Source organism: Pseudomonas sp. R11-23-07 (genome assembly GCF_003852295.1).
Lineage (GTDB): Bacteria > Pseudomonadota > Gammaproteobacteria > Pseudomonadales > Pseudomonadaceae > Aquipseudomonas.
The window spans coordinates 1,188,661-1,208,924 of sequence record NZ_CP027761.1 but is presented as its reverse complement, the minus strand read 5'-3'; the positions used below and the strand labels follow the sequence as shown (position 1 = coordinate 1,208,924).

The window sequence follows — 20,264 nt, the reverse complement described above, 5'->3', positions numbered from 1 at the left end:
GGGCATTTTTTATGCATAAGCGCGCAATCAACCGGCTCGGCGCAACAACCAGAACCCGGCCACGGCGCAGATAAACGTCGGCACCAGCACTGCAAACAGCGGCGAGAAGCCAAATACCAGGCTCGACGGCCCCAGCAGGTCCTGGGCGATGCGGAAGGTGAAGCCCACCAGCACGCCGGTGAATACCCGCTGGCCGAGGGTCACGGAACGCAACGGGCCGAAGATAAAGGAGATCGCCATCAATACCAGCGCGGCGGTGACCACCGGCTGCAGCACCTTGACCCAGAACGCCAGCCAGTAGCGACCATTGTTCAGGCCCTGGTCCTTGAGGTAGTGGATGTAGCTCCACAGCCCCGAGATCGGCAGGGTTTCCGGGACCATGATCACGGTATTGAGCAGTTCCGGCTTGAGCGCGATGTCCCATGCCTGGGTGGGCTCATTGACCACTTCGGTACTGGCCTTGATGCCTTGGCCCACGTTATGGAAGAGCGTGGTGGTGACGTCGCTCAGTTGCCATTTTTCACCGTCATACTGCGCGCGCTTGGCGAAACTGGAGCTCAGCATGTGCCGCTCCTTGTCGAACGTGTAGCGCGTCACCCCGACCAACAGCCCACCTGGCTGCACGGCGTTGATGTGGATGAACTGGTCACCCTGGCGGTGCCACAGGCCGTGCTTGGAACTTTGCGCATCGCCCGAACCCTGGGCCAGGGCGCGATTGGCCTGGGCGGTGGCTTCGGACGGTGGCGCGACGTATTCGCCGATCAGCACGCTGCACGCCATCAGCAGCAGCATTGGCTTCATCACCGCCCAGACGATACGCCCGATGGACACGCCCGCCGCGCGCATGATGGTCAATTCGCTGTTGCTGGCCAGGGTGCCCAGGCCGATCAGGCAGCCGATCAGGCCGGCCATCGGCATCATGTCGTAGAGCCGGCGCGGCGCGGTCAGCGCCACGAAGCTCAGCACGTCGGTGACCGTGTAGGTATCGGTGACGTTGCCCACTTCGTCGATGAACGCAAACAGCGAGGCCAGGCCCAGGATGATGCCCAATACCGCCAGGATGGCGATCAGTACGCTGCTACCAATGTAGCGATCGAGCTTAGCCACGAGCCAACTCCTTCAGGCCACGACGGCTCTTCATTTTCAAACGGATAGGCTCCCAGTAGAGAAGCCCCAGGCCGATCACCAGGAAAATCCCGTGGACCCACCACAGGCCCAGGGCGGGCGGAATCTTGCCCTTCTCCAGGGAGCCACGGGCGGAAATCAGGATGGTCAGGTACGCCATATACAACAGGATTGCCGGCAGCAGCTTGAGGAATCGGCCCTGACGCGGGTTGACGCGCGACAGCGGCACAGCCATCAAGGTCACGATGAATACCAGCAGCGGCAGCGACAGGCGCCATTGCAGCTCGGCGATCGAGCGCAGCTCCTGGCTACCGAACAGCGATGCGGTCGGGAGCGCATCGCGGTCGGTGACTTCGTCGCTGATCTCGGGTTTGGGCAGCATGACGCCGTAGGTGTCGTACTTGATCACACGGTAATCGGCCAACCCCGGGCTGCCATCGTAGCGATAGCCGTTGTCCAGGATCAGGTAGCGGCTGCCGTCGGGGCGCACTTCCTGGCGGCCGCCGTCGGCCACCAGGATCGAGATGCCCCGATCTTTCTGGTCCTTGCCGAGGTTTTTCTGGGAAATGAACACGCCGCTCAGGTTGGAACGGTCTTCGGTCATTTCTTCGGTATAGGTCACGCGCGTGCCGTCGTTGAGCGCCTGGAAGCGCCCGGGTTCGAGGGTGTCGAACTCGGTCATCGCGTCCTGCTTGTTCAGCAACAGCTGGAACTGCATGGCCCCCTGAGGCGCCAGGCTCAGGCTCAACCAAGCCACCAACAGGGCAACGCCGGCGGCCGGCACCATGGTCGTGGCCAGCAGGCGCTGCTGGCTCATGCCGGTGGCCGACAGCACGGTCATCTCGCTTTCGAGATACAGCCGGCCATATGCCAGCAGGATGCCAAGGAACAGGCCGAGCGGCAGGATCAGTTGCAAGAAGCCCGGCAGGCGAAAGCCCATGATCAGGAACAAAGAGCCCGGATCCAGGGCGCCCGAGGCGGCCTGCGCAAGGAATTTGACGAAACGACCACTCATGATGATGACCAGCAATACCGCACTCACGGCACTCAGGGTCAACAGGACTTCGCGGGATAGATAACGGAAGACGATCAAACCAGACACTCCAGGGTTGTCAGGCTAAGGCGGCCAAACAAGCAAGCATACCGAGTCGACCCGTTTGCGCGGGCCGGCTAAAAAGATGGCGCATTATCCTGTGATTGACCGCGCCTGTCACTGCGCAACCTCATGCGCACGCACAAAGCGTGCTTCGAGGGTTGTCAGGCTCCGCCGGCGAGGTTCAAACTGCGGCCTTTGTCGCTGGCGGTTTACAAGGCTGCCACGCTTTAAAGCCTGGGTACACGTGCCAGGCTCACCGACCTTATAAGGGACCCGAAAATGGAATTGGTTGTAAAAAGCGTTAGCCCCGAAACGTTGAAAACCGCCACCCTCGTGGTCGCTGTCGGCGAAGGCCGCAAACTCGGCGTTGCCGCCAAGCAACTCGATGAACTGAGCGGCGGCGCCATCAGCGCCGTGCTCAAGCGCGGCGACCTGGCCGGCAAAGTCGGCCAGAGCCTGCTGTTGCAGAGCCTGCCGAACCTCAAGGCTGAGCGCGTATTGCTGGTGGGTGTGGGCAAGGACGCCGAACTGGGCGACCGTCCGTTCCGCAAGATCATCAGCGCCATCCTTACCACCCTTAAAGGCCTGGGCGGCAGCGATGCGGCACTGGCACTCGATGAAATCGTCGTAAAAGGCCGTGACAGCTACGGCAAGACCCGTCTGCTGGCCGAAAGCCTGGTGGACGGCGGCTACGTTTTCGACCAGTTCAAGAGCCAGAAAGCCGAACCCCGCGCGCTGAAAAAAATCACCCTGCTGACCATCAAGGCTGCCCAGGCTGAAGTCGAGCGCGCCGTCACTCATGCAACGGCTATCGCCAACGGCATGTCGTTCACCCGCGACCTGGGCAACCTGCCGCCGAACATCTGCCACCCAACCTTCCTCGGCGAACAGGCCAAGGCGCTGGGCAAAGAATTCAAGGGCCTCAAGGTCGAAGTGCTGGACGAGAAAAAGATCAAGGACCTGGGCATGGGCTCCTTCTATGCCGTGGGCCAGGGCAGCGACCAGCCGCCACGCCTGATCGTGATGCAGTACAACGGCGGCAAGAAGTCCGAGAAACCATACGCATTGGTCGGCAAAGGCATCACCTTCGACACCGGCGGCATCAGCCTCAAGCCGGGCGCCGGCATGGATGAGATGAAGTACGACATGGGCGGCGCCGCCAGCGTGTTCGGCACCCTGCGCGCCGTGCTGGAACTCAAGCTGCCGATCAACCTGGTGTGCATCCTGGCCTGCGCCGAGAACATGCCGAGCGGCGGTGCTGCGCGCCCAGGCGATATCGTCACGACCATGAGCGGCCAGACCGTGGAAATCCTCAACACCGACGCCGAAGGCCGCCTGGTGCTGTGCGACGCGCTGACCTACGCCGAACGCTTCAAGCCGCAGGCAGTGATCGACATCGCCACCTTGACCGGTGCCTGCGTGGTTGCCCTGGGCGCCCACACATCGGGCCTGCTGGGCAATAACGACGAGCTGATCGAGCAATTGCTCAGCGCCGGCAAGGCCGCCGACGACCGCGCCTGGCAACTGCCGCTGTTCGACGAGTACCAGGAGCAACTGGACAGCCCGTTCGCCGACATCGCCAATATTGGCGGGCCGAAAGCCGGCACCATCACCGCAGCGTGCTTCCTGTCGCGGTTTGCCAAGAACTTCAACTGGGCGCACCTGGACATCGCCGGTACGGCATGGACCAGCGGCGGCAAGGACAAGGGCGCCACTGGCCGTCCGGTCCCCCTGCTGACCCAGTACCTGCTGGACCGCGCCAAGGCCTGAAACTGAAGATCCCGGGCGGCTATTCATATAGCCGCCTCGGGCTCCAGGAACCGCAATGACCCAAGTCGATTTCTACATCCTGCCCAGCGCCGATCCTTCAGCGCGGCTGGACTTTGCCTGCAAGCTCACCGAAAAAGCCTGGCGCATGGGCCATCGCATCTACCTGCATTGCAGCGATGCCGCCCAACGCGAGGACCTCGATGCCCGCCTCTGGCGCTTCAAGGGCGAAAGCTTCGTGCCCCACGGCCCCGCCGAATCCGAACCCGACGGCTTGGTCGTGCTGGGTCTGGGCGACAGTTGCGGCGACCACCATGACCTGCTGGTCAACCTCGACCTGAAAGTGCCGGCCTTCGCCAAGGACTTCGCCCGTGTGGCGGAAGTGGTGGTGGAGGACCCGGCTATTCGTCAGGCCGCGCGGGAGAGTTTCCGTTTCTACCGCGAACAGGGCTATTCTCTGCAGGATCACCGGCTACAACGACTTTGAGTACATGATGGACACGCCCAACCCGATGAAAAAAGACGACCACTTGCTGGACGACCTCGAGTCCATCCGTCAGTTGCTCGGTGATGATGACCTGCAACCGCCGCTGTTGACCGAATCGGTCGAGGCCGGGGTACAGATTCCATTGTTGTCCGACATGGTCGACCACCAGCCGGCTGCGCCCAAGCCCGTGGCCACGCCGCCCGCTCCCGCCGCAGAAAAAGCGCCCGACGCATTGCTGCTGCACCTGGACAACGAACTGCGCGCCGCCGCGCAACTGATCATGCAAGACGTGATCGCCGACTTTGCCCCGCACATCGAAGCCGAGATCAAGCGGCGGATGGATGCGCGGATGGAGCGACTGCTGAGTCAGTACCAATCCTGAGCCAGACAAAGATCCAATGTGGGAGGGGGCTTGCTCCCGATAGCTGAGTGTCAGTCAGTGATGTTGTGACTGATCCACCGCTATCGGGAGCAAGCCCCCTCCCACATTGGATCGCGTGCACCTCAAGCCTGTCTTCGCCTCGCCCTTCGCCCTATCCCCCGTTATACTTGCCGGCTTTCCTGAATAAATGCCAACTAGGGTCCCGCCGCGCATGGATAAGACCTATCAGCCCCACGCTATCGAAACTTCCTGGTACAACACCTGGGAGTCCGAGAACTATTTCGCCCCACAAGGTGCGGGCGACTCGTACACCATCATGATCCCACCGCCGAACGTCACTGGCAGCCTGCACATGGGCCATGGCTTCAACAATGCGATCATGGATGCGTTGATCCGTTTCCGCCGCATGCAAGGCCGTAACACGCTGTGGCAGCCGGGCACCGACCACGCCGGCATCGCCACCCAGATGCTGGTGGAACGCCAGCTGGAAGCCACCGGCCAAAGCCGTCACGACCTGGGCCGCGAGAAATTCCTGGAGAAAATCTGGGAATGGAAAGACCAGTCCGGCGGCAATATCAGCCGTCAGATCCGTCGCCTGGGTTCGTCCGTGGACTGGAGCCGCGAGCGTTTCACCATGGATGACGGCCTCTCGGAAGCGGTGAAGGAAGCCTTCGTGCGCTTGCATGAAGACGGCCTGATCTACCGCGGCAAGCGCCTGGTCAACTGGGACACCAAGCTGCACACGGCGATTTCCGACCTCGAAGTGGAGAACCACGACGAGAAAGGCTTCCTGTGGAACCTCAAGTATCCGCTGGCTGACGGCGCCAAGACCGCTGAAGGCAACGCTTACCTGATCGTCGCCACCACCCGTCCGGAAACCATGCTCGGCGACGCCGCTGTCGCGGTTAACCCGAACGACGCGCGCTACCAGGCCCTGATCGGCAAGTTCGTCGAGCTGCCGCTGGTAGGCCGGCGCATCCCGATCATCGCTGATGACTACTGCGACCCTGAATTCGGCACCGGCTGCGTGAAAATCACCCCGGCCCACGATTTCAACGACTACGAAGTCGGCAAGCGCCACAACCTGCCGCTGCTCAATATCTTCGACAAGAACGCCGCCGTACTGCCGGCCTGCCAGGTATTCAACCTGGACGGTACGCTGAACGAGAGCATCGACGGCAAGATCCCGGCCGAATACGCCGGCCTCGACCGTTTCGAAGCACGCAAGCAGATCGTTGCCGCTTTCGATGCCGCAGGTTTGCTGGTGAGCGTGGACGACCACGGCCTGAAAGTGCCGAAGGGCGACCGCTCCGGCACTGTGATCGAGCCGTGGTTGACCGACCAGTGGTACGTGTCGACCAAGCCGCTGGCCGAGCCTGCGATTGCCGCCGTTGAAGACGGTCGCATCCAGTTCGTGCCCAAACAGTACGAGAACATGTACTTCTCGTGGATGCGCGACATCCAGGATTGGTGCATCAGCCGTCAGTTGTGGTGGGGCCACCGCATTCCGGCCTGGTACGACGAGTCGGGCAAGGTCTACGTAGGCCGCGACGAAGCCGAAGTGCGTGCCAAGCACAACCTCGGCGCCGACATCGCGCTGCAACAGGACAACGATGTACTGGACACCTGGTTCAGCTCCGGCCTGTGGACCTTCTCCACCCTGGGCTGGCCGCAACAGACCGAATTCCTGAAGAAATTCCACTCCACCGACGTGCTGGTCACCGGCTTCGACATCATTTTCTTCTGGGTTGCCCGGATGATCATGCTGACCATGCATTTGGTGAAGAACGAAGACGGCACGCCGCAGGTACCGTTCAAGACCGTCTACGTGCACGGTCTGGTACGCGATGGCCAGGGCCAGAAGATGTCCAAGTCCAAGGGCAACGTCCTGGACCCGCTGGACATCATCGACGGCATCGACCTGGAAACCCTGGTGCAGAAACGCACCTCGGGCCTGATGCAGCCGAAGCTGGCGAAAAAGATCGAAAAGCAGACCCGCGACGAGTTCGCCGACGGCATCGCCAGCTACGGCACCGACGCCCTGCGTTTCACGTTCTGCTCGCTGGCGTCCACCGGCCGCGACATCAAGTTCGACATGGGCCGCGTCGAAGGCTATCGCAACTTCTGCAACAAGATCTGGAACGCCGCGCGCTATGTGCTGGATAAAGGCGAAGACTGCGGCCAGAACGGCGAAGCCTTTGAGCTGAGCCTGGCCGACCGCTGGATCATCTCGCAGCTGCAGCGTACCGAAGCCGAAGTGACCCGCCAGCTCGACCAGTTCCGGTTCGACCTGGCCGCACAAGCCTTGTACGAGTTCATCTGGAACCAGTATTGCGACTGGTACCTGGAACTGTCCAAGCCAGTGCTGTGGGACGAAAACGCGCCGCTCGAGCGCCAGCGCGGCACCCGTCGCACCCTGGTGCGCGTGCTGGAAGTGGCGTTGCGCCTGGCGCATCCGTTCATGCCGTTCATCACCGAAGAAATCTGGCAGCGCCTGGCGCCGCTGGCCGGTATCGAAGGCAAGACCATCATGCTGCAACCTTGGCCTGTGGCCAACGAAGCACGTATCGATGAGGCCGCCGAAAGCGATATCGAATGGCTCAAGACCTTGATGCTCGGCACGCGCAACATCCGCGCCGAGATGAATATCGGTCCGGGCAAGCCGCTGGCCGTGTTCGTCAAGAACGCCAGTGCCGAAGACCAGCGTCGCCTCAGCGAGAACGATGCGCTGCTCAAGAAGCTGGCGAAACTGGAGTCGATTACCGTATTGGCTGATGGCGCCGAAGCACCGCTGTCGGCGACCGCGCTGGTCGGCGACATGGAAGTACTGGTGCCGATGGCCGGCCTGATCGACAAGGGCGCGGAACTGGCCCGACTCGACAAGGAAATCGCCCGCCTGCAAGGCGAAGTGCAGCGAGTGGGCGGCAAGCTGTCCAACGCGGCCTTCGTCGACAAGGCGCCGGCCGAAGTGATCGACAAAGAACGCGCCAAGTTGGCCGAGGCTGAACAAGCCCTGGGCAAGCTGGCGGAACAACATGCACGGATTGCCAGCCTGTAAGGGCCAAACCGTGTGAAAAAAAAGAGACCTTCGGGTCTCTTTTTTTGTGCATGCGGTCAATGTGGGAGGGGGCTTGCTCCCGATGGCGGTGGGTCAGCTGGCAGATAAATGACTGACATACTGCCATCGGGAGCAAGCCCCCTCCCACATTTGAACGAGTTGGGCTCAGGATGTGTGACAATGCCCATCACTTTGAGCCAACACCAGAATCATCATGACCGCCCCCACTACGCCAAAACCTCCACGCAAGAAGCCTAAAACCGCAGCCACGGCCAAACCCGTCGCGCCGCGCAAAGAGGCTACCCTGCACCCGCGCAACCGCCACACCGGCCGTTACGACTTCCCGGCGCTGATCAAGACCACGCCGGAACTGGCGCAATTTGTGATCATCAACCCCTACGGCAAGGAAAGCATCGACTTCGCCAACCCGGACGCGGTGCGGGTGTTCAACCGGGCGCTGCTCAAGGCTTTCTATGGCATCCAGCACTGGGACATCCCGGCCGATTACCTGTGCCCGCCGGTGCCGGGGCGTGCCGACTATGTGCACTGCCTGGCCGACCTGCTGGCCAGCGTCAACGACGGCAAGATTCCGCGCGGTTCCATCGTCAAGGTGCTGGACATCGGCATGGGCGCCAATTGCGTCTACCCGCTGATTGGCTATATGGAGTACCGCTGGAACTTCCTGGGCTCGGAGGTCGATCCTATCGCCGTGGCCGCCGCCAAGGCCATCGTGCAGTCCAACGACCTGAGCAAAGTCATCCAGCTGCGCCTGCAACCCAACCCCAAGCATATCCTGCTGGGCCTGCTGGAGCCTGCCGAGCGCTTTGACCTGACCATGTGCAACCCGCCGTTCCATGCCTCGATGGATGAAGCGACCAAGGGCAGCGAGCGTAAATGGCGCGCCTTGGGCAAGGCCGATCCCAAGCGCAAGTTGCCGGTGTTGAACTTCGGCGGCCAATCGGCCGAGCTGTGGTGCGAGGGCGGTGAAGCGCGTTTCGTCACGCAATTGATCGCTGAAAGTGCGCACTTTGCCCACAAGGTGTTGTGGTTCAGCACCCTGGTGTCAAAAGCGTCGAACCTGCCGGCGATCGAGACTGCGCTGAAAAAAGCCGGCGTGTTGGAAAGCCAGGTGGTGGAAATGTCCCAGGGGCAGAAGCAAAGCCGGTTCGTCGCCTGGACCTTCCAGACCAAGAACGAACAGCAGCTCTGGCGCCAGCGCTGGGTTCGCGACTGATATCGCAGGCAACAAAAAACCGTGCCCGGATCGCTCCGGTGCACGGTTTTTTTTACTGCGTCTTACTTGTTAACAGCGTCGGTCAGGCCTTTGGCCACAACCAGCTTGATAACTTTCTTGGCAGCGATTTCGATGGCAGCGCCAGTCGAAGGGTTACGGCCAGTACGGGCAGGACGCTCGGTCACTTTCAGTTTGCCAACGCCTGGCAGAGTGATTTCGCCGCCGTTTTCCAGCTGATCAGCAACAACCTGGCTCAGTTGGTCCAGCAGAGCGCGCACGGTAGTTTTCGGTGCGTCTACTGCTTCAGCCAGGTCGGCGATCAGTTGGTCTTTAGTAATAGCCATTGTGGTGTTCCTTCCCTATCAAATTCATATGGATTGCAGAGTGCAGTGTCAGCCGTCGAGCCCGACCTTCTTGGCCTGGCACCCCGGCTATAACCTCGGAGAACGGGGTTATAGATGCTTGAAACGGGGATTGGTTCGACCTGACAAATGCTGAATGCACGCTTAACGCCGAGACTTGGCGTAAGACCGGGCAAAACTAGCACAGAGACGGGGAAATATCCGCCTCAACATACCCATTTGGTCAGCTTTATCGCTCTAAACCGTGAAAAAAAGGCATATACCCGGTCGGACAACGTCCAAAACGCCCTTCCAGGCGCGTCTTGACCAATGGGTGCGGTACACTGGGCAACTTTTTGGGGAGGCTCACCGCTCCCCTTCAACCAGCCGAGAAGCCTATGCCGATCCGTCATTGCATCGTCCACCTGATCGACAAAAAACCCGACGGCACACCCGCAGTTCTGCATGCCCGTGACTCGGAGCTGTCCGAATCCGCCGCCATCGAGAACATGCTCGCCGACCTCAACGAGAGCTACAACGCCAAACAAGGCAAGGCCTGGGGTTTCTTCCATGCCGAGTCCGGCGCGCACCCGTTCAGCGGCTGGTTGAAGGAATACTTTGACGGTGGTCAGGATTTCACCGCTTTCAGCCGTACGGCTGTGGAGCATCTGCAGAAGCTGATGGAAGAGTCCAACCTGTCCACTGGCGGCCATGTGCTGTTTGCCCACTACCAGCAAGGCATGACCGACTACCTGGCCATCGCCCTGCTGCACCACAGCGAAGGTGTGGCGGTGACCGACGAGCTGGACGTGACTCCCTCGCGCCACCTGGACCTGGGCCAACTGCACCTGGCGGCGCGGATCAACGTCTCCGAGTGGCAGAACAACAAGCAGTCCAAGCAATACATCTCCTTTATCAAAGGCAAGAACGGCAAGAAGGTTTCGGAGTATTTCCGCGACTTTATCGGCTGCCAGGAAGGCGTCGACGGCCCGGGCGAAACCCGCACCCTGCTCAAGGCGTTCAGCGACTTCGTTGAAAGTGAAGACCTGCCGGACGAATCGGCCCGCGAGAAAACCAAGACCCTGGTGGACTACGCCAGCAGCCAGGCCAAGCTCGGCGAGCCCATGGGCCTGGAAGAACTGTCCGGTTTGATCGATGAAGATCGGCCCAAGGCGTTCTACGACCACATCCGCAACAAGGACTACGGCCTGTCGCCGGAAATCCCTGCCGACAAACGCACCCTCAACCAGTTCCGCCGCTTCACCGGCCGCGCCGAAGGCTTGTCCATCAGCTTTGAAGCGCACCTGCTGGGCGACAAGATCGAGTACGACGAAGCCGCCGGCACCTTGATCATCAAAGGCCTGCCGACCCAACTGACCGATCAGCTCAAGCGCCGTAACTGATGCTTGGCGGCGTGCTCAAGAAAGTCCTGCTGGTGCTGCTGGTGGTCGTGGTGATTCAGAACTGGGGCAAGATCGAGCGGCTGTTCAACCCCTCGCAGGTGGTTTCGGAGCAGGTACGCGCCTCGGCGCGCGTGGTGCTCTACGCCACCGAGTGGTGCGGCTACTGCAAGCAGACCCGGCGTTTCCTGGACCAGAAAGGCATTTCTTACCAGGCCTTCGATATCGAAAAGGACGCCCAGGCGCGCAAGGCGTATGAAGCATTGGGCGGGGGCGGGATTCCGTTTGTCGACGTCAATGGCACGTTGATCCGCGATTACAACCCGGATGCGATCATGGCGGCGTTGAAGTAACACCACAGCATGAAACACCGCAGATCAAATGTGGGAGGGGGCTTGCCCCCGATAGCAGTCTGTCAGCCAGCCTATGGGTAGCTGACCCACCGCAATCGGGGGCAAGCCCCCTTCCACATTGGTTTTGTGGTGCGGGCTTAGCGCAACACAATCATCCGGCCCAGCACTGTGTGCTGCTCAAAGCCCAGCACCGCTTGCAGGGCATTCAGCACCGCTGCCGGGTCCTTGCTTGGAAAGCTGCCGCTGACGCGTCTGGCGCCCATCTCGTCATTGAGCAACAGGATGCGGCCGGGATAATAGCGCGCCAAATCCTCGATCACCTCGGCCAGCGGCGCCTTGTAGTAATTGAGCCATCCATCGCGCCAGGCCAGGCGTGCTTCGCTGTCTACCGCATGCAACGGCTCGGCTACACCCTCGGCGTAGGCTACTTGCTGGCCTGCCGTCAGAATTTGCTGCGGCGCCTGTTTGGAGGGCGTCACCCCGACCCGGCCGGACAACACGGTCACCTGTGCCCCCGCCGGTTGCAGGCGCACTTCGAACTGCGTGCCCAGCACTCGCGTTTCTCCGCTGCCCGCCTCGACCATAAACGGCTGGCCGGTATGGACAACCTGAAAAAATCCGGCCCCTCGGCGCAGTTGGACATGCCGCTCGCCGTGGCTGAAATCCACGGCAATGGCGCTGTCGGCGTCGAGGGTAACGTGGGACTGATCGGCCAGGGTCACGGTCCGCACCTCCCCTGGCGCCGTCACGTAATCGGCGCCGAAGTCATCCACCCAGCGCGACGGTTGCCAACCGGCGCCCATCGCCACCATCAACAACACACAGGCGGCCGTGGCCAAGGCGCCAGACCAGCGCAACGTGCGCGAGCGCGTGGAACGGTTCATCGCATTGAGGTAGCCCTGCAACGCCTGCGCGTCTTCGTCGGCCAACGCGCGTGCCGGAACTTCGCTCAACTCCCACAGCACCTGGGCCTGGGCATAGGCTTGGACATGGGCGGGGTCGGCCCGCAGCCATTGGCTGAAGCTGGCCTGATCGCCACTGCTGGGCTGGTCGTGCAGCAGGCTCAGCCAGGCGAGCGCGGCCTGTTCCTGGGCGGGCGTGGGCGTCACGTTCACGGTGCTTTTCCTGGCGTGCGTGGGGCCGACGGTTCGCTCAGGCTCGCCTTGCAGGCTTGGAGGGCACGCATCATATGTTTTTCCACGGCACTTTGAGACACGCCCATCGCCTTGGCGATTTGCGCGTATTTGCGGCCGTGGATGCGGTTGAGCAGGAAAATCTGGCGAGTGCGCTCGGGCAAACTGCGCAAGGCGGCTTCGACATGCCGCAAATCATTGCCCGCTTCGAGGGCCGCCTGGGGTTCGCAGCCCTGGTTGCCCTGCTGTTCCGGCAACCAGCCTTCATTACTGCGCACGCGGGCGCCTTCGCTGCGCAAATGGTCGATGGCGATATTGCTGGCGCAGCGCAGCAGGTAGGTGCTGAGCTCTTCGACCTGCACCAGTGGGCGACGCCAGAAGCGCAGGAACAGGTCTTGCACCAGGTCCGCCGCGGTGGCGCGGCAACCGACACGGCGGCTGACCAGCGCCTCCATCTGCGAACGCTGGGACAGGAACACCTGCAGGAAATGCGCCCGCCCACCGGCGGCGTCCGGCTGCGGACGGTCTTGAGGTTTCGGCGCAGGGCTGATCATCATGGGCAACTCAGAACAGGCCGAACGCCGCGACCGGGCTGGCCAGCAGGCCGACGCCCGCGAGGATCAACGCCAGCCGTGGCCGATACGGCAGCAGCAGCACCAGCAGCAAAGCGCTGAGCATCAACACCGCGCACCACTCCACCAACCCCTGGCCCCACCCCGTGACGGCCACCGCCGGCCAGGGCGACAGCGTCAGCAGCAACCAACCGGCCGCACGCAACCCCAGACGCCGTAAAGGCGAAGGTTTGCTGCGCAGCAACTCGCCGTGATGACGGTCGGTCGACAGGCACAGCGCAGTAAACCCGGCATAGCACATGAGCAGCGCGAGCAGCATTCAGTTGGCCTCCTGTTTGAACGTCAATGCACCTGCGCGCGGCGCCTTGGGCTGCGTTGCCGTGCGGCGCTGCATCTTCCAGGCGGCCCAGCCCAGAAACAGGCCGCAGGCCAGGCACGTCAGGTCGAAGCCGGCCATGGCCCAGTCGCCACTCATCAGGGAAACGCCCAAAGGGTGTGAAGTGGTCAGTGCATTGACCAACGGGATGGCGATAAACAGCAGCGCCCCCACGCTCAATTGCTCGACCCACGCCGGGCGGCCGCGCCGCAACAGCGCGTGCAGCAGGCTCAGGGCCCAGGCGATAAAGAACGCGCGCACTTCCCAGTCGGAACGCGCGGCGAAGCTCACCGGCAACAACCGGTTCGCCCAGAAAAACAGTGCGATGGCGATCACCAGGCCGGACATGCTGGCGACATTCAACACTTCCACCAGGCGCAGCTCAAAAGGCATCACGCCGGTTTTGGCGTGCTTGAGCTGGCGCTTGCCCAGCCAGATCACCAGCCCGGTGCCGATCATCGCCGTGCCGGCCAGGCCACAGACAAAGTACAGCCAGCGCAGCACCGGGCCGGCGAAATGGCCCATGTGCAAACCGTAGAAACCGCCGCCGATGACCGCCGGCAACGACGGCTCGCCACTGGCCCGCAACAGCTCGCCCGTGGTGCCGCTGAACGATAGGCTGCTGCCGAAATCCTGCACCACGCTGTCGGACCCGGCGCGGAACACATTCACCGAGGCGTTGACGTCACTCGGATTATTCACCGCCAAGCGTCCGACATGCCCACCCGCCCACTGTTGCTGCGCCTGCTGGTACATCGGCCACAATGCCAGCAAGGTGCCCGGCTGGCCGAGCGCCGGCGCATTATCGGAGCTGGGGAACACCTCATTGAAGAACGCACGGCTGTCGTTGCCATACGAAGCCATGATCGGCGCCGGCATCACCATGTTCATGAAAATCACCAGGCTGCTGTAGGTGATCATCAGGTGAAACGGCAACACCAGCACGCCCACCGCGTTGTGCCCGTCCAGCCAGGAACGCTGGCCTTTGCGCGGGCGGAAGGTGAAGAAGTCCTTGAAAATTTTCTTGTGGGTGATGATGCCGGTGATCAGCGCGACGAACATCACCATGGCGGCGATGGTCGACAGCCAGCGGCCCCACGGGTAAGGCATTTGCAGCTGGAAGTGGAAACGGTAGAAGAATTCGCCACCCATGCTTTCACGGGCTTGCACCGCTTGGCCGCTGACCGGGTCGAGGATTTTCTGGGTGAAATTGCCGCGCTTGCCGGGGTCGACCTTGTCTTGCCACATCACCGACAGGCCGGGGTCGCGGCGGGTGGGCAAGGTGATGAACCAACGCGCGGCGGTAGGCGCCTGTTGCTGCAGATAGCGCTGCGCCACGCCGAGGCTGCGCGCGTCGTCCAACGGGTGGGCCTGCACTTCGGGCTGCATCCAGTGGGTTATTTCGTCCTTGAAATAAGCCAGGGTGCCGGTCAGGAAAATCGCGAACAGCAGCCAGCCGAAGATCAACCCCGCCCAGGTGTGCAGCCAGGCCATGGCTTGGCGAAAGCCTTCCTTCATGTGCGCGCCACCCAGAAACCGATGCCCGCCAGGGTGGCGAACAGCGCGCTTGGCAGCATCACCCCCACCCAGGCACGCCATGCCGTGCGGCAGGCAAAACACCAGAGCACCGCCAGCAGGTAGAACACGAACGAACTCATCATGCCGGTGATCACCGCATCGGCGCGGGCCGTGGGCAGCCACAGTGCGAGGCAGATAGCGGCGAGGGAGGCCATCAGATAACCGCCGACCACCGCCGCCAACACCCGGGAGGTGACGGCAAGGCGATAGGACGCGGGCAGTGGGGTTTTGCTGTTCATGCGACAGGCGCCAAGTTCATCAGCACGCAATATTAATGATAAATATTCTCATAAGCAAAAGAGAACGGATGAATCACCGGCTTCGCGGATTGCCGAACCGCGCCCCCGCCCCTACAATGCGAACAATTCTTGTTCTCTAAAGCATGCCGATGCTGATGGAGTGATCCCGTTGCCGCCGTCCAACACCGTCGAAGTTCTGTATAACGACCATCATCACTGGCTTACCGGCTGGTTGCGACGCAAGCTCGGCTGCCCGGAAAGCGCCGCCGACCTGGCCCAGGACACCTTCATCCGTGTACTCAGCGCACGGGAAGCGCCAACGCTGAACGAGCCCCGCGCCTTTCTCACCACTGTCGCCAAGCGCGTGCTGTTCAACTTTTACCGTCGCCAGGACCTGGAACGCGCCTACCTCGATGCCCTGGCACAATTGCCGGAGCAGGTGACGCCGTCTGAGGAAGACCGCGCCATCATCCTGCAAACCCTGGTGGAGTTGGACCAATTGCTCGACGGCTTGCCGGTCCAGGTCAAGCGCGCCTTCCTGCTGGCCCAGCTCGATGGCCTTACCTATGCGCAAATCGGTGCGCAGCTGGGCATCTCCATTGCCACGGTCAAACGCCATCTGCATAAAGCCGCCCTGCGCTGCTACTTCGCCCTATGAACATCTCGCCCCCCGTCGCCGAACAAGCCGTGCACTGGTTGCTGCAAATGCAGCAAGGCACGCTCGACCCGCGCCAACAGGCCGCCTGGCAGCAATGGCTGGATGCGCACAGCGAGCACCAGCGCGCGTGGGACCAGATCCAGCGCGTCAACCAGCGCCTGCGCGGCGTGCCTTCGCCCCTGGCGCACGCGGCGTTGAATGCACCGACGTCCAACAGCCGGCGCCAGGCGCTGAAGCTGTTGTTGATCCTCGGCGCCGGTTCGGCGGCAGCCTGGAGCCTGCGCCAGCAGCGTATTCTGCCGCCGCTGACCGCCGACTACCGCAGCCCCGTCGGCCAGCGCCGCACCGTGCAGTTGGCCGACGGCAGCCAGTTGCAGCTCAACACCGGCAGCGCGGTGGATGTGCATGTCGATAGCCAGCAGCGACTGATCCGCCTGCTCGAAGGTGAAATCCTGCTGACCGCCCGCGCCGGTGCCACGCCGCTGCGCGTACTCACCAGCCAGGGTCTGCTCAGCAGCCAGGCGGCGCGCCTGAACGTGCGGCAGTTCAGCGACCATACTCAATTGGCGGTGCTCGACGGCCGGGTCGATGTGATGCCCAACCACTACAGCGGCCTGCCGCTGAGCGTCGAGACCGCGCATCAGGTCAATTACACCCGCAAAGGCTGGGACAGCCCTCGCCCCACTGACGCCAACAGCGGTGCCTGGGCAGACGGCATGCTGGTGGCTGCGCATATGCGCCTGGAGGATTTTCTCGGCGAACTCGGGCGCTACCGTCGCGGCCAGCTCAATTGCGACCCGCAGGTGGCAAACCTGTTGCTGTCGGGCAGCTATCCACTGGATGACAGCGAACGCATCCTCGACCTGTTGGAAGTCAGCCTGCCGGTCACCGTGCGACGCTTCACCCGCTACTGGGTGACGGTTCAGGCCCGCGCCTGAAATTATTCAGAAAAACAGTGAGCCGTTTTCCCGTCCTCGCGTGACAGAGAAGGAAAGCCATCTTGATCCTTCCTTCTCAGGACCGCCCTTCATGCCCCTGCAACCGACGCTTCTTGCCCGTACCCTGCGCCAATTCCTCCTCGGCGCCAGCCTCAGCCTGACCGCGCTGCCCCCAGTGATGGCGGCCGAAGCCAAGGCCTATCACATCGCACCGACGAGTCTGGAAGCGGCCCTGAACCAGTTCGGCCGTGAAGCCTCGGTGCTGGTGTCTTTCGGCTCCGAGGTCACCGCCGGCCTGCAAAGCCCCGGCTTGTCGGGCACCTACAGCGCCGCCGAAGGCCTGAATAAACTGTTGGAAGGCAGCGGCCTGCAAGCCCGCGCCGAGGGCGACAACGCCTACAGCCTGCAGCCGGCCAGCGCCCCGGCTACTCTAGAACTGCAGACCTCTAACGTGGTCGGCGACTGGCTTGGCGATGCGGCGCAGACCAACGTGTTCGAACACCCCGGCGCGCGCGATGTGATCCGCCGCGAAGCCTTCGAACGCCAGGGCGCGACCCAGGCCCGCGACGTGCTCAACCGCATCCCCGGCGTCAACGCCCCGGACAACAACGGCACCGGCAGCCACGACATGGCGCTGAACTTCGGTATTCGCGGGCTCAACCCACGCCTGGCGTCGCGCTCCACGGTATTGATGGACGGCATTCCCGTGCCTTTCGCACCATATGGCCAGCCGCAACTGTCATTCGCACCGATCAGCATGGGCAACATGGACGCGGTCGACGTGGTACGCGGCGGCGGCGCGGTGCGCTACGGCCCGCAAAACGTCGGCGGCATCGTCAACTTCGTGACCCGTGCGATCCCGGATGCGCCCACCGTCAAAGGCGGCCTGCAAACCGAAACCAGCCCGTCCTCCAGCCACGACGGCTTCAAGACCACCGGCAACCTGCTGGCCGGTGGCACCGCCGACAATGGCCTGGGCGGCGCGCTCCTGTACTCCGGCACCCGTGGCGGCGACTGGCGCGAAAACAGTGACACGCGCATCGACGACCTGATCCTCAAGGGCAAATACCAACTGGACGACGCCAACAGCTTCAACGCCATGGCGCAGTACTACGAAGGTCAGGCCGATATGCCCGGCGGCTTGAACGTCAAGGACTACAAGGCTGACCCGTACCAGTCGACCCGCCCCTACGATAAGTTCTGGGGCCGCCGTACGATGGTCAACTTAGGCTACCGCTACGAGCAGGACCGCCGTGAGTTCACGGTCAACAGCTTCTTCACCAAGACGCTGCGCAGCGGTTACCTCGACCAGGGCAACTTCCTCTCGCTGTCACCGCGCGAGTACTGGGTACGCGGCCTGGAAACCCGCTTCGCCCAAGGCTTCGACCTCGGCCCCACCACACACGAAGTCGGCGTCGGCTACCGCTACATCAATGAAGCCGGCCACGAGCTGCGCTACCGCACGCCGATTGCGGCCAACCAGCAAATCCCGACCACCGACAGCCGCAACGACCGCGACACGCGCGGCGGCACCGAGGCCAATGCGTTCTTCATCGACGACCGCATCGATATCGGCAAGTGGACCCTCACGCCGGGCATCCGCTACGAGATGATCAAGTCCCAGCAGACCAACAACCTGAGCAACGTCAACTACAAGGGCGACTACAACACTGCGCTGCCGGCGTTGAACGTGCTCTACCACCTCACCGACGACTGGAACCTCTACGCCAACACTGAAGGCTCGTTCGGCAGCGTGCAGTACAGCCAGATGCCCAACCGCGTGAGCAGCGGCGAAGTGAAACCGGAAAAAGCCCGCACCTGGGAGCTCGGTACGCGCTATGACAACGGCAGCCTGCGCGCGGAAATCGGTGCGTTCCTGATCAATTTCGACAACCAATACGACAGCAACCAAACCAATGACACCGTGATCGCACGCGGTGAAACGCGGCACCAGGGCATCGAGTCGAGCATCAACTATGCCCTCGACGGCTTGAACCCGGCACTGGCCGGCTTCGATTTGTACGCCACCTATGCGTATGTCGACGCGACCATCCGCGAAGACGGCCCGAACAAAGGCAACCGCGTGCCCTTCTCGTCCAGGCACAAAGGCACCCTCGGCGTGGGTTACACCGAAGGCCCGTGGAAGCTCAACCTGGACAGCAGCTACCAGAGCAGCCAATTCGCCAACAACGCCAACACCCAGGCCGAAAGCGCCGACGGCGCGAATGGACGCATCCCCGGCTACATGCTGTTCAGCAGCCGCGCAGCGTATGACTTCGGCCCACAGCTGTCGGATTTGAACGTCGCGGTCGGCGTGAAAAATATCTTCAACAAGCAGTACTACACGCGCTCGTTCGACGATAACAACAAGGGCAAGTACGTGGGTGAGCCGCGCACGGTGTACGTGCAAACGTCTATCGCGTTCTGACTGCCTGCCTTTGTAGATCACAACAAATCCAAATGTGGGAGGGGGCTTGCTCCCGATGGCGGAGTGTCAGTCAGTATATTTTTAACTGACCCACCGCTATCGGGAGCAAGCCCCCTCCCACATTTGGACCGAGTACCGCTTAGAGATCCGATGAGGTCCTTTAACTCCCCGCCAGGCAACTGGGGGTGGCCGCGACCAGCGCATCAATGGCGCATCGGGTCTTGGCCGGCATGTGCGGCGCCGTCGGCCAGATCACATGGATGGGGGCCGGCTGTTCGCGGAAATCGGCCAGCACCGCCGCCAGTTGCCCGCGCAGCGCATAGTGGGCGATCAACCAACTCGGCAACCAGGCCAGCCCCACACCCGCGATGGCCGCATCGGCCACGGCCTGGAGGTCGTCCAGCACCAAGGGCGTGATCAGCCGCGAGCGATAGGCGCTGTTGCTGCGGTAAGCAATGCCGCGATGAGCCGACAAGTCTTCAATCCGTTCAATGGGCTCCGCGCACTGCAAATACGCGGGCGACGCCGCCAGGCCCATGACCTGCTCGCCCAGGCGCCGCGCACTCAGGCGGTCGGTATCTGGCAGTGGGCCGATGCGCACGGCAAGATCGAAGCCTTCCTGCGCCAGATCTATCATGCGGTCGGAGAAACTGATATCGATCTCCAATTGCGGATAGCGGTCCATCAAGCCCCACAGCGCAGGCGCGGCATAGTGGTGACCAAACGCCAGTGGCAAACTCGCCCGCAAGCGCCCGCGTGGCTGCTGGCGGCCGCTTTCCAGCACCGACTCGGCCGCCTCCAGCTCTGCCAGCGCGCGCAGACAGTGTTCGTAGTACGCCTGCCCATCCTCGGTCAGACGCTGGCGGCGCGTAGAGCGTTGCAACAGGCAAGTGCCCAGCCGCGCTTCCAACCGCGCCAGGCCCTTGCCCACTGCCGAACGGGTGAGATTCAGGCGCTCGGCGGCTGCGCTCAGGCTGCCGCTCTCGACGATTTGCACGAACAGTTCGACGCCATCAAAACGTGGAGTAGTCATGTTAATTTGTCGCCCTGTATTCCCTTATCCATGGAAAAATCATCGCAAATAAAGAACCAGATTCCC

Annotated in this window: 19 protein-coding genes; 10 read left to right on the top strand and 9 right to left on the bottom strand. The window is 62.3% G+C overall.

The annotated features are described in order from the left end of the window. Positions 1-27 precede the first annotated feature (27 nt). Positions 28-1,107, bottom strand: coding sequence for an LPS export ABC transporter permease LptG (gene lptG / locus C4J84_RS05330; protein WP_124428766.1), 1,080 nt, complete (start codon positions 1,105-1,107; stop codon positions 28-30). Next, the gene (gene lptF, locus C4J84_RS05325; protein ID WP_124435027.1) at positions 1,100-2,218 is read right to left on the bottom strand and encodes an LPS export ABC transporter permease LptF; all 1,119 of its coding nucleotides are present in this window, start codon (positions 2,216-2,218) and stop codon (positions 1,100-1,102) included. Before lptF ends, lptG begins: the two co-directional genes overlap by 8 nt. Positions 2,219-2,500: 282 nt before the next feature. Between lptF and C4J84_RS05320 the strand changes: the two genes are divergently transcribed. The 5 genes from C4J84_RS05320 to rlmF all read left to right on the top strand — a co-directional run bounded on the left by C4J84_RS05320 (position 2,501) and on the right by rlmF (position 9,149). Beyond that, complete coding sequence (locus tag C4J84_RS05320; RefSeq protein WP_124406366.1) at positions 2,501-3,991, top strand: leucyl aminopeptidase; 1,491 nt, start codon at positions 2,501-2,503, stop codon at positions 3,989-3,991. Positions 3,992-4,046: 55 nt separating this feature from the next. Then, positions 4,047-4,475, top strand: a complete 429-nt coding sequence (locus C4J84_RS05315; RefSeq protein ID WP_124369754.1) for a DNA polymerase III subunit chi — start codon at positions 4,047-4,049, stop codon at positions 4,473-4,475. Positions 4,476-4,482: 7 nt separating this feature from the next. Further along, positions 4,483-4,857, top strand: coding sequence for a DNA polymerase III subunit chi (locus C4J84_RS05310; protein ID WP_124369753.1), 375 nt, complete (start codon positions 4,483-4,485; stop codon positions 4,855-4,857). Positions 4,858-5,068: 211 nt separating this feature from the next. Further along, positions 5,069-7,915 carry a valine--tRNA ligase gene (locus C4J84_RS05305; RefSeq protein ID WP_124369752.1) on the top strand — a complete coding sequence of 949 codons (2,847 nt, stop codon included), beginning with the start codon at positions 5,069-5,071 and terminating at the stop codon, positions 7,913-7,915. A 214-nt stretch (positions 7,916-8,129) separates the two neighbouring features. Beyond that, complete coding sequence (rlmF, locus tag C4J84_RS05300; protein WP_124406363.1) at positions 8,130-9,149, top strand: 23S rRNA (adenine(1618)-N(6))-methyltransferase RlmF; 1,020 nt, start codon at positions 8,130-8,132, stop codon at positions 9,147-9,149. Positions 9,150-9,211: 62 nt separating this feature from the next. Here the strand turns inward: rlmF and C4J84_RS05295 are convergent, their stop codons facing one another. Then, entirely contained in the window at positions 9,212-9,493 is a 282-nt protein-coding gene (locus tag C4J84_RS05295; RefSeq protein ID WP_003188840.1) for an HU family DNA-binding protein, read from the bottom strand. 395 nt (positions 9,494-9,888) lie between these two features. Here C4J84_RS05295 and yejK point away from each other — a divergent pair, with 395 nt between their 5' ends. Continuing rightward, on the top strand, positions 9,889-10,893 hold the full coding sequence (gene yejK / locus C4J84_RS05290; RefSeq protein ID WP_057701465.1) for a nucleoid-associated protein YejK: 1,005 nt from the start codon (positions 9,889-9,891) through the stop codon (positions 10,891-10,893). Continuing rightward, positions 10,893-11,243, top strand: a complete 351-nt coding sequence (locus tag C4J84_RS05285) for a glutaredoxin family protein (protein WP_124435026.1) — start codon at positions 10,893-10,895, stop codon at positions 11,241-11,243. The genes yejK and C4J84_RS05285 overlap by 1 nt, the downstream gene beginning before the upstream one ends. A 137-nt stretch (positions 11,244-11,380) precedes the next feature. Here the strand turns inward: C4J84_RS05285 and C4J84_RS05280 are convergent, their stop codons facing one another. Genes C4J84_RS05280 through C4J84_RS05260 form a run of 5 tightly spaced genes read right to left on the bottom strand, consistent with a single transcriptional unit; the run spans position 11,381 to position 15,141 of the window. Then, positions 11,381-12,358 (bottom strand): FecR family protein, encoded by a 978-nt coding sequence (locus C4J84_RS05280; RefSeq protein WP_124435025.1) that lies wholly within the window; start codon positions 12,356-12,358, stop codon positions 11,381-11,383. Beyond that, entirely contained in the window at positions 12,355-12,933 is a 579-nt protein-coding gene (locus C4J84_RS05275; protein WP_124435024.1) for an RNA polymerase sigma factor, read from the bottom strand. The genes C4J84_RS05280 and C4J84_RS05275 overlap by 4 nt, the downstream gene beginning before the upstream one ends. A gap of 7 nt (positions 12,934-12,940) precedes the next feature. Continuing rightward, positions 12,941-13,267 carry a DUF3325 domain-containing protein gene (locus tag C4J84_RS05270; protein ID WP_124435023.1) on the bottom strand — a complete coding sequence of 109 codons (327 nt, stop codon included), beginning with the start codon at positions 13,265-13,267 and terminating at the stop codon, positions 12,941-12,943. Then, positions 13,268-14,842, bottom strand: a complete 1,575-nt coding sequence (locus C4J84_RS05265) for a PepSY domain-containing protein (RefSeq protein WP_124435022.1) — start codon at positions 14,840-14,842, stop codon at positions 13,268-13,270. Then, entirely contained in the window at positions 14,839-15,141 is a 303-nt protein-coding gene (locus tag C4J84_RS05260; RefSeq protein ID WP_124369745.1) for a DUF3649 domain-containing protein, read from the bottom strand. Before C4J84_RS05260 ends, C4J84_RS05265 begins: the two co-directional genes overlap by 4 nt. A 169-nt stretch (positions 15,142-15,310) precedes the next feature. Here C4J84_RS05260 and C4J84_RS05255 point away from each other — a divergent pair, with 169 nt between their 5' ends. The 3 genes from C4J84_RS05255 (at position 15,311) to fecA (ending at position 19,165) form a co-directional block, all read left to right on the top strand. Beyond that, complete coding sequence (locus C4J84_RS05255) at positions 15,311-15,799, top strand: sigma-70 family RNA polymerase sigma factor (RefSeq protein ID WP_124369744.1); 489 nt, start codon at positions 15,311-15,313, stop codon at positions 15,797-15,799. Further along, positions 15,796-16,737, top strand: coding sequence for a FecR domain-containing protein (locus C4J84_RS05250; RefSeq protein ID WP_124369743.1), 942 nt, complete (start codon positions 15,796-15,798; stop codon positions 16,735-16,737). Before C4J84_RS05255 ends, C4J84_RS05250 begins: the two co-directional genes overlap by 4 nt. A 91-nt stretch (positions 16,738-16,828) precedes the next feature. After that, a complete protein-coding gene (gene fecA, locus C4J84_RS05245) occupies positions 16,829-19,165 on the top strand; it encodes a TonB-dependent Fe(3+) dicitrate receptor FecA (protein WP_124369742.1) in 2,337 nt (778 codons plus the stop codon). Positions 19,166-19,325: 160 nt separating this feature from the next. Here the strand turns inward: fecA and C4J84_RS05240 are convergent, their stop codons facing one another. Continuing rightward, positions 19,326-20,198 (bottom strand): LysR family transcriptional regulator, encoded by an 873-nt coding sequence (locus tag C4J84_RS05240; RefSeq protein WP_124369741.1) that lies wholly within the window; start codon positions 20,196-20,198, stop codon positions 19,326-19,328. Positions 20,199-20,264 lie beyond the last annotated feature (66 nt).

What these genes read in the sequence shown, in the direction of transcription:
- C4J84_RS05320 (WP_124406366.1), top strand. Translation starts at nt 2,501, where the DNA reads ATGGAATTGGTTGTAAAAAGCGTTAGCCCCGAAACGTTGAAAACCGCC.
- rlmF (WP_124406363.1), top strand. Translation starts at nt 8,130, where the DNA reads ATGACCGCCCCCACTACGCCAAAACCTCCACGCAAGAAGCCTAAAACC.
- C4J84_RS05270 (WP_124435023.1), bottom strand. Translation starts at nt 13,267, where the DNA reads ATGCTGCTCGCGCTGCTCATGTGCTATGCCGGGTTTACTGCGCTGTGC.
- C4J84_RS05265 (WP_124435022.1), bottom strand. Translation starts at nt 14,842, where the DNA reads ATGAAGGAAGGCTTTCGCCAAGCCATGGCCTGGCTGCACACCTGGGCG.
- C4J84_RS05285 (WP_124435026.1), top strand. Translation starts at nt 10,893, where the DNA reads ATGCTTGGCGGCGTGCTCAAGAAAGTCCTGCTGGTGCTGCTGGTGGTC.
- fecA (WP_124369742.1), top strand. Translation starts at nt 16,829, where the DNA reads ATGCCCCTGCAACCGACGCTTCTTGCCCGTACCCTGCGCCAATTCCTC.
- yejK (WP_057701465.1), top strand. Translation starts at nt 9,889, where the DNA reads ATGCCGATCCGTCATTGCATCGTCCACCTGATCGACAAAAAACCCGAC.
- C4J84_RS05310 (WP_124369753.1), top strand. Translation starts at nt 4,483, where the DNA reads ATGGACACGCCCAACCCGATGAAAAAAGACGACCACTTGCTGGACGAC.
- C4J84_RS05305 (WP_124369752.1), top strand. Translation starts at nt 5,069, where the DNA reads ATGGATAAGACCTATCAGCCCCACGCTATCGAAACTTCCTGGTACAAC.
- C4J84_RS05260 (WP_124369745.1), bottom strand. Translation starts at nt 15,141, where the DNA reads ATGAACAGCAAAACCCCACTGCCCGCGTCCTATCGCCTTGCCGTCACC.
- C4J84_RS05275 (WP_124435024.1), bottom strand. Translation starts at nt 12,933, where the DNA reads ATGATGATCAGCCCTGCGCCGAAACCTCAAGACCGTCCGCAGCCGGAC.
- C4J84_RS05240 (WP_124369741.1), bottom strand. Translation starts at nt 20,198, where the DNA reads ATGACTACTCCACGTTTTGATGGCGTCGAACTGTTCGTGCAAATCGTC.
- C4J84_RS05315 (WP_124369754.1), top strand. Translation starts at nt 4,047, where the DNA reads ATGACCCAAGTCGATTTCTACATCCTGCCCAGCGCCGATCCTTCAGCG.
- C4J84_RS05295 (WP_003188840.1), bottom strand. Translation starts at nt 9,493, where the DNA reads ATGGCTATTACTAAAGACCAACTGATCGCCGACCTGGCTGAAGCAGTA.
- C4J84_RS05250 (WP_124369743.1), top strand. Translation starts at nt 15,796, where the DNA reads ATGAACATCTCGCCCCCCGTCGCCGAACAAGCCGTGCACTGGTTGCTG.